1 protein-coding gene is annotated in these 686 nt (G+C 66.2%); it reads right to left on the minus strand.

Translation table 11 applies throughout. The annotated features are described in order from the left end of the window. Positions 1 to 39 precede the first annotated feature (39 nt). Positions 40 to 686, minus strand: a 647-nt coding sequence (locus AC1DWF_RS34890) for an ABC transporter permease (protein ID WP_476843047.1), incomplete at its 5' end; no start/stop codon positions are given.

Genomic DNA, 686 nt, shown 5'->3' on the forward strand with positions numbered 1-686 from the left:
CGACGATGATGCCGCCGACGATCAGGGTGCGCGGAATCCTCACCCGGCGGACCCACTCACCCGGATGCGCGGATTGAGCACCGCGTAGAGGATATCGGCCACCAGGTTCGCCAGCGCGTAGATCGTGGTGATCACGATCATCCCGCCCATCATCAGCGGGATGTCCTGGTTGTCGATCGCGTAGATCAGCATGCGCCCCAGGCCGGGATAGGCGAAGACGCTCTCCACCACCACGATGCCGCCGATGAGGATGCCGATATCCACCGCCAGGATGGTGATCGCCGGCAGCAGCGCGTTGGGCAGCGCGTGGCGCCGCAGCACGATGCGCTCGGGCAGACCCTTGGCGCGGGCGGCGAGCACGTAGCGGCTCTCGATCGCCACCAGCATGGAGGAGCGCACGAGGCGCGAGATATGCGCGATCAGGCCCAGCACGAGGGTCGCCACCGGCAGGATCAGGTGCCGTGCCCAGCCGAGAATCCCGGCCTCGGAGATGGGCGAGTAGCCCGTCGCCGGCAGCCAGCCGAGCCAGACCGCGAAGAACAGGATTACCAGGATGCACCAGAAGAATTCCGGCACCGCGATGAAGAAATACTGCATCAGCGTCAGCCCGCGATCCGACCAGGTGCCGACATGCGTCGCCGAATGGATGCCGAGCGCGATGCCGATGATCGCCACCAGCACGATGC

The sequence above is a fragment of the Aminobacter sp. P4_D5 genome, from assembly GCF_056401815.1.